General features: G+C 56.0%; 11 protein-coding genes and 1 pseudogene. 4 read left to right on the top strand and 8 right to left on the bottom strand.

Translation table 11 applies throughout. The features are described from left to right. Positions 1-21: 21 nt before the first annotated feature. Positions 22-1,167 (bottom strand): acyltransferase family protein, encoded by a 1,146-nt coding sequence (locus ACSKB8_RS21800; RefSeq protein ID WP_438106276.1) that lies wholly within the window; start codon positions 1,165-1,167, stop codon positions 22-24. A 663-nt stretch (positions 1,168-1,830) separates the two neighbouring features. Here ACSKB8_RS21800 and ACSKB8_RS21795 point away from each other — a divergent pair. Further along, entirely contained in the window at positions 1,831-3,354 is a 1,524-nt protein-coding gene (locus ACSKB8_RS21795; protein ID WP_438106274.1) for a lipopolysaccharide biosynthesis protein, read from the top strand. A 41-nt stretch (positions 3,355-3,395) separates the two neighbouring features. Further along, positions 3,396-4,289, top strand: coding sequence for a glycosyltransferase family 2 protein (locus ACSKB8_RS21790; protein ID WP_438106272.1), 894 nt, complete (start codon positions 3,396-3,398; stop codon positions 4,287-4,289). Positions 4,290-4,495: 206 nt separating this feature from the next. Here ACSKB8_RS21790 and ACSKB8_RS21785 read toward each other — a convergent pair whose 3' ends face one another. Both ACSKB8_RS21785 and ACSKB8_RS21780 read right to left on the bottom strand, forming a co-directional pair. Then, positions 4,496-5,413, bottom strand: a complete 918-nt coding sequence (locus ACSKB8_RS21785; RefSeq protein WP_438106270.1) for a hypothetical protein — start codon at positions 5,411-5,413, stop codon at positions 4,496-4,498. Positions 5,414-5,850: 437 nt separating this feature from the next. Then, a complete protein-coding gene (locus ACSKB8_RS21780; RefSeq protein ID WP_438106268.1) occupies positions 5,851-6,669 on the bottom strand; it encodes a hypothetical protein in 819 nt (272 codons plus the stop codon). A gap of 147 nt (positions 6,670-6,816) precedes the next feature. Between ACSKB8_RS21780 and ACSKB8_RS21775 the strand changes: the two genes are divergently transcribed. Further along, positions 6,817-7,764, top strand: coding sequence for a hypothetical protein (locus tag ACSKB8_RS21775; protein ID WP_438106267.1), 948 nt, complete (start codon positions 6,817-6,819; stop codon positions 7,762-7,764). 215 nt (positions 7,765-7,979) lie between these two features. On the opposite strand, the gene ACSKB8_RS21770 is transcribed toward ACSKB8_RS21775, so the two are convergent. The 5 genes and pseudogenes from ACSKB8_RS21770 to ACSKB8_RS21750 form a co-directional block, all read right to left on the bottom strand. Beyond that, positions 7,980-8,132, bottom strand: coding sequence for a hypothetical protein (locus ACSKB8_RS21770; protein WP_438106265.1), 153 nt, complete (start codon positions 8,130-8,132; stop codon positions 7,980-7,982). Between the two features lie 218 nt (positions 8,133-8,350). Next, positions 8,351-8,959 carry an SDR family NAD(P)-dependent oxidoreductase gene (locus ACSKB8_RS21765; protein ID WP_438106264.1) on the bottom strand — a complete coding sequence of 203 codons (609 nt, stop codon included), beginning with the start codon at positions 8,957-8,959 and terminating at the stop codon, positions 8,351-8,353. 177 nt (positions 8,960-9,136) lie between these two features. Beyond that, the gene (locus ACSKB8_RS21760; protein ID WP_438106262.1) at positions 9,137-9,790 is read right to left on the bottom strand and encodes a PIG-L deacetylase family protein; all 654 of its coding nucleotides are present in this window, start codon (positions 9,788-9,790) and stop codon (positions 9,137-9,139) included. Continuing rightward, positions 9,787-10,584, bottom strand: coding sequence for a glucose-1-phosphate cytidylyltransferase (locus ACSKB8_RS21755; RefSeq protein WP_438106260.1), 798 nt, complete (start codon positions 10,582-10,584; stop codon positions 9,787-9,789). The genes ACSKB8_RS21760 and ACSKB8_RS21755 overlap by 4 nt, the downstream gene beginning before the upstream one ends. Beyond that, a pseudogene (locus ACSKB8_RS21750) lies at positions 10,581-11,899 on the bottom strand (methyltransferase domain-containing protein). The gene ACSKB8_RS21755 and the pseudogene ACSKB8_RS21750 overlap by 4 nt, the downstream one beginning before the upstream one ends. Positions 11,900-12,120: 221 nt before the next feature. On the opposite strand from ACSKB8_RS21750, the gene ACSKB8_RS21745 reads away from it, so the two are divergent. Beyond that, positions 12,121-12,651 carry a dTDP-4-dehydrorhamnose 3,5-epimerase family protein gene (locus ACSKB8_RS21745; protein ID WP_438106259.1) on the top strand — a complete coding sequence of 177 codons (531 nt, stop codon included), beginning with the start codon at positions 12,121-12,123 and terminating at the stop codon, positions 12,649-12,651. Positions 12,652-12,693: the final 42 nt, after the last annotated feature.

Here is a 12,693-nt window from a genome sequence, read left to right as displayed (position 1 = left end):
ACGTGCATAGAACGCAGACGTTCAGCTTTGCAGGTTTCCAATCCTCTCAGCAGCCGTCCGGGCCCGAGTACGCGACCCAAGATGTGGCTTAAGCGATTCAATGCATCGCTCAGCCCACTTCGACGCCACCTTCTTCTTGCTCAACGCCGGACCCTCGACAAAAATCCATGAGGCGTAGGCCAGCACCAGGGTGACGAGAAAGACTACCGCAGCGCCAATCCACCAAATATGCATACTCGGAAATGTGAGACTGAAGGCAAGCAGAACCGGTGCATGAATCAAATACACGCCATAGGAGAGGTCATGCTTTAGCGGGACCTTCCCGGGCAGAGCCGAAAGTCCGCAAAACATCATCAGATACGGCAGGCAGATGGGCATGACGAAGGGTCCTCCGCCGAGAGGCAATGCCCCGAGAAGCACCACAAACAAGGTACACGCCAAGACGATGGAGAACGGAATGCGCGCGCGAAACAAGTACAGCACGATGCCGCATCCGAAATAGACAAACAAGCTCACGAACGTCGAAAAACGGCCGCCTAAGGCGGCGGCGAAGGAGGGACTGAGCGCGATCGCGATGGAGACTGCATAGAACGCGCACCAAAACACCAAAACGAGCTTGCGTCGGTTCAACAGGCCCAGGACGCCGAACAGGCCAAGCAAGATGTAGCAAAGAACTTCGAAATGCAGTGTCCAAAGCGCGCCATTGACGCTCACGGGGTTTCCGTCGCTCGCGACCACGCCCGGTAAATAGTTCACCATCAGGGTCAATATGTTCTTGGCGTAAAGGTACGTCTGAGGATCCCTGAAGTAGGACGCCAGGGAATGCGTTGTCAGCACTGGACCAAGTACCAGCACCGTCAGCACGACGTTGACGATCAGACCAGGAAATATGCGGAGGCTCCGATGCAGTGCGTAGTACACAACGTTCGCCGTGCGCAGCAAGCCGGGCGTCACCAGGAAGCCGCTGATGGCGAAAAAGATGACCACAGCGAAGCGGCCGAAATCCATGTACCCCCCGCTATAGTGCAATAACGGATCGTCTCGGACATCGGGATATTGAAGCCCGCGGCTGTGGTGCAGGAGCACGATGATTGCAGCGACAAGCCGCACGTGATCGAAGCCAGGCCCTCTGGAAGAGGTCAAAACCAATCTGTCCTGGATGGTCAAGAGCGTACCTCTCCCACTCGATCGACGATCGGCGCTGGAGCGTACCCAGCCATTTCAATATCGGTCGCCCAGTGCTGAAGCGTTGCCGAAGTTGAGGTCATTTCAAATTTCTCAAATTGACCATTCGGATCGAGCGGAGTTCCTCGGAGGCCGGCGATCAACATAGACAAATAATGACGTTAATATTAAACACATTAAATACATCCACTCGACGAAGCAAGGAGATTAATTAACCGAGTGGTCCGATTATTTTTCCCGCCGACTGAAACCTGGTCGCGTTGGGCGGGCATTTGTGGCGATTTTTCAGAGCCATACGGCGGCCTTTGCTCTGACAGCTCCATTCAATTCCTGCCGCCATCGGAATAGCAATATACTAAGAGATAAAATAAATTTAAATATCAAACGCTAGATAACTGGGCCAGCCTAGACCATTATAGCGGCAATCCACGATGCGCTTACCGCCAGAGAACGTGCTGAGCGACGCGATCGGGAGGGACCGTAGTGAAGCCAAGCCGAACGAGTTCGCATGAAGTTACATCGCCGTGCCAGCCGATTTCTTGGTTGTGATCAGTTCGGCCATGACAACGAACTGAGAGACAGGACAACAACAATTCTCACCGCCCTAGTGCAGTCGCCCAATGTTGGATCTCTCTGGAGATTGGGATGAAAGATCTCAAGGAAAGAGTGGTTCGCGGCGGCTTGGCCAGGCTCTGCGGCCAAGCAGCAAATCTATTCCTTCGCCTTAGCTTCATGATGATCATGGCGCGATTGCTGGATCCGGAGGAGTTCGGATTGGTGACTATGGCGACCGTCTTAACCGGGTTCTTCGAAATCTTCAGAACCGCCGGCCTTTCGTCAGCCACGATCCAAAAGGCCAGCATCACCGGCGAACAGATTTCGACACTGTTCTGGATCAATATTCTTGTCGGGACGGTACTTTGTCTTTTGTGCTCAGCGACCGCTCCGGTTCTCGTTTCCTTCTATCACGAGCCCCGCCTTTTCTGGGTTACCGTGATCCTGAGTGCAGGCTTTGTATTCAGCGCGGGCGGAGTGCAGCATTCTGCGCTGCTCCAACGCCAATTGCGTTACGTCGCCCTTGCCATAGTTGAAACACTTTCCCTACTGGTAAGCTTCGCGCTTGGATTAATCATGGCGTTCGGTGCATTCGGATATTGGGCTCTCGTTGTTTCGACGATTGCCGCGCCGGCCATCAACACCGCCTTGACGTGGGCGATCACTGGGTGGATGCCGGGCATGCCGCGCCGCAACGCGGGGATCTACCAGATGCTACGTTTTGGTGGCACAATCACTCTGAACAACCTGGTGATGTATTTCGCCTATAATCTAGACAAGCTGCTTTTGGGCCGCTTCTGGGGCGCCGATGCGCTCGGACTCTATGGAAGAGCGTACCAACTCATCAATGTACCAACGAGCAATCTCAACGCGGCAGTCGGTGGTGTCGTGTTTTCTGCAATATCGCGGCTCCACGATGATCCAGTACGTCTTAGGAACTACTTTCTGAAGGGCTACTCGCTTGTCTCCTCGTTAACCGTGCCCGTTTCCGTTTTCGGAGCCTTTTTTGCTAACGACATAGTTCTTGTTGCTCTTGGACCGAAGTGGACGGATGCGACAACGATGTTTCGCTTGTTGACTCCGACCATCTTCGTGCTCGGCGTTATCAATCCTACGGGCTGGCTCATCCAATCCGTTGGGCTGCAGGTACGAAGTTTAAGAATTGCCTTTGTCATCGCTCCGCTCGTCATGACCGCATATCTGGTTGGACTACCTTATGGTCCCAATGGCGTCGCGTTCGCCTTTTCGGTTGCGATGGCGGTGTGGCTGGTACCACATGTTTTCTGGTCGCTTCACAACACAGTCGTTTCCCCTTGGGACGTGCTACTAGCGACATGCCGGCCGTTTCTTGCGAGCGTCGTGGCCGCGGCTTTTGCCCTTGGCGTTGAATTCTATATGATTAACCCAGGCTACTTGCAGTCGCCTTTCTTGCGGCTTCTGATGACAAGCGTTGTCATGCTTATTGTCTATCTTGTGATTTTCTTGTTCGTCTTGGGGCAAAAGACGCTCTACTCCAACCTTCTGAGGGGATTGAAAGGCTCTACTTCGGCCAAAACTCCAGCTGGGACTGCTTTCGTGGACTCCGAAACAACCGAAAAAAATCTATGCACCTAGCGCGCGTCAATCCGCCAGTGTTGTGACCCAGAGGAACTCCGGTGACCAAGGACTCTCCCAAATTTTCGGTCGGGCTCGCTGTGCGCAATGGCCGACACTCTGTCGGACGCTGCATCGAATCGATCCTGTCTCAGGACTTCACCGATTTTGAACTTGTCATCAGCGACAACGCCTCGGATGACGGAACGAGGCGAATGCTCGAGGAATACGGGTGCGCCGACCCGCGTCTTAGGATCAACGTCAATCAGACCAACATCGGTTTGCACGAGAACATGCGGCGCGCCCTCGACCTGTCCCGAGGGACCTTCTTTCGCTGGATCAGCGCCGATGATTGGCTGGAACCGAGTTACCTTTCCACTTGCGTTCGTGCGCTTGAGAGCCGCCCCGACGCGACCGGAGTAACCACGTGGTTCACGATACACACGCCCGGTCGGCCGCCCCGATACGAAGAGTATCGGGGCGACGTCCCTGATTCGCCGGACCCGGCTCAGCGTTTCGAGCGTATGTTGTGGTTCTTGCACGCCGGAGACGCGAAATACGATCCGGTGTATGGCGTCTATCGGCGGGATCGCCTCATTCGAACACGCTTTCCGCATCCCTCGGAGCGGACCGACTGGCTGATTAGCGCCGAACTGGCGCTCCTTGGCCCTGTCATCCATGTGCAGGAGCGGCTTGCAAACCGCACACGCGAGTACCCCCGTGGCGTCGATCAAGTGGCCTTCAGGCGTCGTCTCGATCCCGTACTGGCAGAGCAACTGAGGACCAACCCACTCCGCCTGTGCCGCGAATTGTATGCCCTTGCCGTATCGGCGGATCTCTCCAATGCGCAGCTGCGACGTTGCAGGTCCGCGCTTCGGCGCTTCTGGATCAAAGAGCAGATCCGCCTGGCGCGCTCGGGAATCTCCGAAACACGGCATCGAATATTACGACGCTGAATGGCTAACGAGCGCCATCCGGGCGATGTACGGCCGGCGGGCTCAAACTAAAGGGTGAAATCGCCAAAAGGGTTGTGAAGCGTGGCGTGGAAACGATTGGCAGGCCACGATGAGGAAAGCTTGATTTAGCCTCGAGCTTACAATGGCGGCCCCGGGCCACGGAAATCCAACCCGAGCTCCGCGCCGTCTTTGCCACACGCCGAACGTCACGGCGGTATTATCGCTCCAGTCTCATGCCAAACATTTCCGGACCATAGGAAACCCGGCCCGTTGCGGTTGAACCCGGAGTGCGTTCCATAAGCTCCACATCTCGGATAATATCGTCTCGAGAAGCGATTGTTGGTGACGTGGACGTTGACGGGAGACGCGCCGTGCTGCGAGGGGCCATATAGGGTATAACTGCCACCGAAGAACAGATTGCCGTCAATGGTCATGTCGAATTGGCCCTCGGACAAGGCGAGGCATGAGCTAGATCCTCGCCAGTGAGTAGGCGAGAAGGCGCCGCCCGTCTCAATGCCGACAATGGTATTATGGATCACTCGGAGGCCGCCCGTATGATCCCAGCCATACGTTTGCAGGCCGTCGTCGTGATCTTCGCCCCAATCGGCAAAGTCGTGGATGTAGTTGTCGTGCATGTAGAGTGAACCGCCGCCATCAACTCCGTTTTCGCAGCCGTAGATTTCGCAGAACCCGACTTCGATGGCGTTGTATACACCATCCAGCAAGTGGGAAGCGTCATGATTATCCTTAACAGGCACGCCATAGAGCCTGCAATTCAGAACCTTGAGATTCTTGTTGCCAAGCTCGCCCGGCACACCAACACACCAAAGCTGGCCAGAGCCGTTGACGATGCAATTCTGGACCGTAACGTTATTGGCGTGGACCACAATCGCCCCGGTCACACGGAGCCCGCTGACCACAGCGTTGTCTGTGCGAACCTCGTAATTCCCCGTGTAGTCCTGAAATATCGTGTGAGCGACCGGGCCCGTGTTGGTTTCATCGGGAAAGCCGGCAAACTGCGTCGCAGGGGCTGGCACGGGAGATTGTGCTATCCCAGCCGTGGCAAACGACATAGCGCCGGAGAGGAGACCGGTCGTCAGCACGCGTCTGTTGATCTTGTCCATGGCGTTCGGCACGGATCCGAGAACGTCTTTGTCAGCTTACTGAGCTTACCTCGCCGGCGACGCCACTGCAGCGCATCGCGCAGTTGAGCCATTGCAGCTAGGCGTCGTTCTGCATTCACCGGCGGTTGGGCTCCGGGACTCGGCGGACCCATGCCTCGCGCCAAAAGGGATAGATCTGACGTGGGCAGAACCAACAGCCAGGGGTGCGCTCGCCAGAACAGACGGCGCCCTCAAGGATGAGGCAGTCCTTGATCTTGAGCATGCGACCGGTCTTGTCATCCACGATACGTCGCACCTTGTCCCTAATGCGCAAGTTTTGGCCGCAATAGGGAAGCATCTCACGGTCGAAGGAAAGCCCGAGATTCAGACCGCTGTCGTCTAGTGTGGCCGCAATCTCGGTCGGCGACCGCACTTGCACGAGATCACCGGGCTGAAGATCACTTGACGCTCCCCCTGGTACAATTTCCCGGGCCTCGCAACGGTAGCGGCCGCCGCAGGCCAGCACGACGTGCGAGCTCCAAGATAAGCCCCCGCACCAAAAGGCGGATGAAATACAGAAAACCAAAATTGCCGTTCGTCAATTCACGCCAATACTGTGCAAGATTAGACTTTTTCAGCTCCGTGGTGGCCTTGAGGGCATCGGTTGCCTGGCAGCGCCAAACCTCAGATCGTTGGCCTTCGATCTCGCGCACAGTCCGCGTTCCCGCCTGCGCAAGACGATCAAGCTCGGCGGCGGCCTCGTGGCTCTCATCGCCCACACCTGACTTATCGTCAACGCGACGAAGCCAAGCGTCCTTCCAATAAAGCAAGCAGCCGGCCTGACAGCCGTCGTGACCTGCCCCGTCGCAACGGGGACTGTCGAGATAGACCGTGCCGGACATGCGACGGCTTCCAGTTGCCGTGATCGTGTCACAGATCCTGTCCACACGTCGAGTTACCGTGAAGCGTCGCCCCGCATAACGGGCCATCTCTGGCATGAACGGCAACTTCTCAAGAGCGGCATCACCGTCCAACGTCGCGAGAATCTCCGCCGCGGACCGGACCTCAACAACATCGCCTGGGCGCAACGGACGCTTATCTGCAGATGACATGGTGTGTGCCTTGTAAATAAATTGGTCAATTAATCTAGCCTTATTATATTTATTATTCCATGACAACATCAATTGTGATGCCCGTGCCGTCGCCAGCGCCGCGCGGCGCCGCAAGTCCAGCCGAGGGTCGAACTCACGCGACTGGAAAATACTCAATAAGAACAAGATCAATTTGTCTGATAAGCCGAAAGACCCGCGTCCGGCTCTGATTAACATAAACTGCGCATGAATTAACTTAATTATTTATTTAAATATTGATTTATGGCGCCTTAATCGCAAATCTATTTAAATCGGAACTCGATGGGACGCTCCATGAATAACACCGTTTTCTTCGACTCGAACGTTTCAGATGATGTCCGACGTCGGCAACTGTATGATGGGCAACTCTTCGTTTACGGCGTCCGGCCGAGTGTCCTTGCTCTAACCAACTTTGCGCGGTCGATGATCGAAGACGCGTTTGGCGGGCTCGATCCAAGAACCGCACAAAGGAACATGGAAGTCGAGCGTTACGCGGACATTCTCGGAAGATTGAAACCAGCCTTCATACACCATCCGGAATCGAAGCGTCACCTCAAGGCGGTTTTGGAAGATTTTGGCTGCGATCCAGAGAAGACCTTTTTCGACGTGCCCAGAATGCGCAGCTCCACGAGCGACAACTATCTCACGACCGGTATTGCATTCGCCTGGCACGCTCACCGGGATACCTGGTATTCGGCTCCCCTTTGCCAGATCAACTGGTGGCTGCCGATCTACGACATCGAATCGAACAACGCCATGGCATTCCACCCGCGTTATTGGACGAAGCCCGTCAAGAACAGCTCGTCCGACTATAACTATTATGTTTGGAACAAGATGCATCGCGGGGAAAGCATCGCGAAGATGATCAAGAGTGACCCGCGTCCGCTGCCACGCGCGACCGAACCGATGGAGCTTGACCCGCAGATTCGCCTCATTTGCCCTGTGGGCGGCGTCCTGCTGTTCTCCGCGGCGCAAATGCACTCAAGTGTACCGAACACATCGGGCGTAACCCGCTTCAGTATTGACTTCCGGACCGTCCATTTGGACGACGCTACGGCAAAGCGAGGTGCGCCGAATATCGATTCCGCATCCACTGGAACCGTTATGCGAGACTATCTTCGGTGCACAGATCTGTCGCGAATGCCCGAGGACGTCACTGCACTCCATGATGACGGCACCGAGGCTGGCGGAGAGCTGATCTACGCGCCGAAGACGGTCGGCGCCAAAAGTCGGGCTTCATAGACTCTGATGCAGCGATTCTGATCGCTCTAAAACCGGCAGTGCCTGCCTGGTCGGTCGATTGAAAATCGCGGTCAAGATAGGTTTCGCACCCGCGGCATTTTCGGTGTGGCATTACAGGCCAAGCCGATACGGCGGGTCAAATCTCGTGTGGCACGAAGGTTCGTCAACTCGCCTGGGAAAGCCCGACCGATGTCGCCGCTGAAACGGGAGAATGTCTAGCCAAGGAGTTGGTCGCACGCACCCGCTTTGTCCGGCGGTGCAGCGAGGTTTGATCTATACCAATCGACCGTGCGGCGCAGGCCCTCGTGCAGTATTGTCGACGGGCTCCAGCCGATCGACTTGTAGGTAGCAACCAGATCGACCGCCATTGGCCGCTCGAGAGGTCGATCCGGAACGGCGCCGAACAGCGGTTCGGGTGCGCCTGGAATCAATTGTCTCAGCTCCTGAACGAGTTCCCGGATCGAGCATACCTGGCCCGACCCGATATCAACCGTGCGACCATTGGCACCAGATGCGCACGCGCATGCGACAAGGCCGTCGACGACGTCATCGACGCTGATCCAGTCAACCAGCCGAAAGCCGCTGCTCAGCTTGGGGCGATCGCCGCGCAGAAAGGCGGTGGTGACATAGGGGACCAGCTTCGTGAGGTCGGTCTGCCCGGCCCGTAAACCATCGAGATCTTCGTCATGACGACCTCGGTCCGGTACAGCGCCTCGAACATTCGCGCGTAAGCCGCCGCGGCTCCTTTTGCAGCGGCATATGGCGAGCAAGGCACGGAATCCGCCTCATCCGGCTCCTCGAGTGAGCCTGCGAAGACGATTCGACCCGCACCGCTCTCAGCAGCGGCAAAAAGAAGATTGAATGCGGTAAGGAAGTTGCTTTGCATGATCGGCAGCACGACGTCGAGGCTGCGCGACCCCGTCACCAGACTAGCGAGATGATAAGTCTTGTCAGGCAGAACGGCCCGGATCAGTTCTTGCGTTGCCCGCAGGTCGATCAGATCGACGTTCCACCAACGGATCGCAGCGGCGCATGGAGCATCGCTCATATCTCCACCGATAGATCGCCACCAAGCCACCACATCAATGGGCGGCTGACGCGAGACCGCGTGCAACTCTACCCCGGAAACCGCTAGCCTCCTGCACAGCTGCGCCCCGATGAAACCTCGCGCGCCAGTTACCAGTACCTTTTCCATAGCTGCACCCTGGAGCCTAATCCCGAAAGTAGAACAGGCTCCCGAAAAGATCATGTTCGGACGAAAGATTGAGCGCGTCCACGAGTCGAAGCAAAGTCATCCCCACCACATGGCAAAAGCTGCTGTGGTGCATCAGATCGGACTTCACCTTTGCTCGTTTGCCTGGGCGCCAACCGATCAAGCCAGCGAGACTTTGCGCGCGAAAAACGCCTCCGCATAGCGTTCCTGCGCCCGGCATTCCATCCCCCTCAGCCGTGCCAGGCCGAGAAAGGTTTCGGCATCGAACCACTGCTTCGAGCGTTGGCTGCCGAAATGCCTGACGAGCAAATCTACTTTGCGCTGCATTGCAGATGCTGACACCGGCATATAGAAATTCGGTCTTGCCATATCGCCATCCCACTTCGGTATCTCGTACTCAAGGATGAGATGGTCTCGGAACGTATTCCAGGCAAGGCGAGCGAGCTGACGATGGTCTTGATGTGCATCGTCGCCGCGGTGCGTGAGGACTACATCGGGATCAACGCGGTCTTTCAATTCCTCGAACCAGACCTTGATTTTCTCACCCTGCTCAGGGAAGAAACCGTCTCGAAAGGCCATGACTTCGATGTTGCTGCTCGCAGCTTCCCGCAGAAAATCGTTCGCGGACGCTCTCGCTTCCTGTTCGCGCTCGCCGGCACCACTGAGCACGCACCAATGAACGTCGAGGCGAATCCCCTGATCCAGCCAGCTAAGCAGTGTTGCTCCTGCACCAATCTCGATATCGTCAGAGTGCGCCCCCAAGCATAGCACCGATAGCCGATCACCCGGTCCTACGATCCGAAGCGTCTTCACGAATTCACCGCGACGGCAACCTGGTTGCTGAGCTGCCACGGCGTATCGCCACGTTCGATCATCTCCTCGAGGACCTGCCTGTCCCTGAGCGTATCCATGGCGCGCCAAAATCCTTCATATCTGTATGCCATCAGGTCGCCGCGCTCGATGAGGCGCTTGAATGGCTGAACCACCAACTCGTCTCCTTCCCGGATGTGGTCGAATATCTCCTTGCGGAAGATGAAATACCCGCCATTGATCCAGATCTCCGATTCCTGGCTCTCGCGTATCTGCTGCACGGTGCCACTCTCATCAAATTCAGCAAGGTGAAAGGTAATTGGCGGATGTATGGCTATGAAGCAACCAATCTTGCCGCTCTGCCGGAAGCGCTCGATCATGTGCGGGAGCGGTGCGTCGGTCAGTCCATCGCTGTAATTGGCAAGAAACATCTCCTCATCCTCGACCAGATGACGGACCGCAAGCAGACGCTGACCAATATTGCGCCATATTCCCGTGTCCACGAGTGACACGCGCCAATCTGCAGGTCGCGCACCCAGCAATTCGACCTTCTTGCCAAAATGAGAGATTACGCAGTCACTATTTGCCGCCTGCTTGTAGTTGAGAAAATAGTCTTTCACCACGTTTGCCTTGTACCCAAGGCACAGGATGAAATCCCGATGCTCATACTGGCTGTAGTATTGCATGACATGCCAGAGGATTGGCTGATGACCGATCGGTATCATCGGCTTCGGGATGCTCTCCGAATACTCGCGGATCCGGGTACCAAGTCCCCCGCAGAACAGAACTACCTTCATGGCGCAAACTCTCGCGGATCGATAACCTCTACATTCGGAATGGGCACCACCATCTTGCAGCCCCAAGAGCTCACGTGACGCATCTGTCCGACGATTTCGCTCTTCAGATTCCACGGCAAAATCAGGATATAGTCCGGTCGCGCCTCGTCGATCGCGGAGACCGGATGAATCGGAATGTGCATTCCGGGCGTGTAGCGCCCGTGCTTGTAAGGATTGCGGTCGACGGCAAAATCGAGAAAATCAGTGCCGATCCCGCAGTAGTTGAGCAACGTGTTGCCTTTGCCAGGGGCCCCATACCCGCAGACCTTTGCACCCTTCTGCTTGCATTCAATGAGGAATGACACGAGTTGGCGCTTGGTGCGATGAACATTTGCAGCGAACCTGGTGTAACTCCCAATGTCCTCGAATCCAATTTCTCGCTCGTGAGCCAGCAAGCTATCGACTTGCGGAGCTATCGCGTGCCTGCTGTCCAGATGGCAGAGATACACACGCAGCGATCCTCCGTGTGTTGCAAGTTGTTCGACATCAAATATTTTCAGGCCGTGCCTACTCGCGAGACGATCAATGGTGACGAGCGAAAAATACGAGAAGTGCTCATGGTAAATGGTGTCGAACTGGTTTTCCTCGATCAAGCGCTCGAGATGTGGGAATTCAAGTGTGACCACTCCATCTGGAGCCAGAAGACAAGCCATTCCGGCCGTGAAGTCGTTGAGATCGGGCACCTGCGCCAGCACATTGTTACCGACGATGAGATCGGCCGTGCCGCCTTCCGATGCAAGGCGCCGGGCAAGATTCAGCCCAAAGAACTCAACCAATGTTGGAACATTCTTTGCCCGGGCAGCCTCGGCCACGTTCGCGGCTGGCTCGATTCCGAGAACGGGAATCCCCATCGGCAGAAAGTGTTGAAGCAGATATCCGTCGTTGCTCGCAAGCTCAACGACCTTGCTCTGGGCCCGAGCGCAAACCGCGTCGCGACCGTTTCGCAATACCGACGCGCATGCTGAACCCAGGAGGTGGAATATGAAGAGAAATACGCATACTCCGTAAATATGTGCGCCGGTTTGACGTACTCCTGCAACTGCACCAGGAAGCAGCCGTCGCACACCAGCACGTGTAGCGGAAAATAAGGTTCCATCTGATCGAGTTGATCGCCACGCAAAAAGCTTTCGCACAGTGGTGACATTCCAAGGTCGACGAACGTCGTCGCGAGCTTTGCGCCGCAAAGACGGCAACACCCGCGCGGAGACGTCTCGGTGCTCACTTTGGCGGTCTGGCGTGTCGCCACCTGGATCGATTTTGCTTGACTGCTAAACATTGCTATGCGCACGCCCTGCCCTAACGCCGGCCCTCAACCCTAGGCCGGAAATGAACAACTGCCGACATAATACACACCCAGATTTAAATTTAAATATAGTTTTGAAATAATAAATGCTATATTTTCGTTAATTAAATGGCCAAACGAACCTCCTTCCGCCAGCTCTCGCCAAAACAAAGGCTGCGGACGGCAACTTTGGAAATCCGGAGGCAGTCATTCAGATGGAATTTTGCCCTACAGAACTCCATGGAGCCTATCTCGTACGACTTGAGCCGGTGCACGACAGACGCGGCTTCTTCGCTCGCAGCTTCTGTATCGAAGAATTCAGGACCCATGGACTTGAAGCTCATTATCCGCAGCACAGCATCTCGTTTTCTGCCCGCAAGGGAACTCTGCGCGGCATGCACTACCAGGACGCCCCGTACAGCGAGGCAAAATTGGTCCGCTGCAGCCGAGGCGCGATCCTGGACGTTATTATCGACATCAGGCCGGACTCACCGACCTATCGGAATTCCCAGGGATTTGAGCTTTCGAGCGCGAGCGGCGACCAACTCTACATTCCGAAAGGGTTCGCGCACGGATTCCAGACGCTTTGCGATGACGTCGAGGTGAGCTACCTGATTTCCACGCCATACCAGCGTGAATCCGCCCGCGGCATTCGCTACGACGATCCGGCGTTCGGGCTGAATTGGCCGGAATCGATTACGGAAATTTCCGAGAAGGATTTGCATTGGCCTGATTTTTCTCAATAGAGCGCTCGAGTCTTGTTCGGCTAAGCGTCTCTTGCCGGCACT

The sequence above is a fragment of the Bradyrhizobium sp. BR 1432 genome, assembly GCF_051547705.1.
Taxonomy (GTDB): Bacteria; Pseudomonadota; Alphaproteobacteria; order Rhizobiales; family Xanthobacteraceae; genus Bradyrhizobium; species Bradyrhizobium zhanjiangense.
This window is presented reverse-complemented; position numbering and strand designations above follow the sequence as displayed.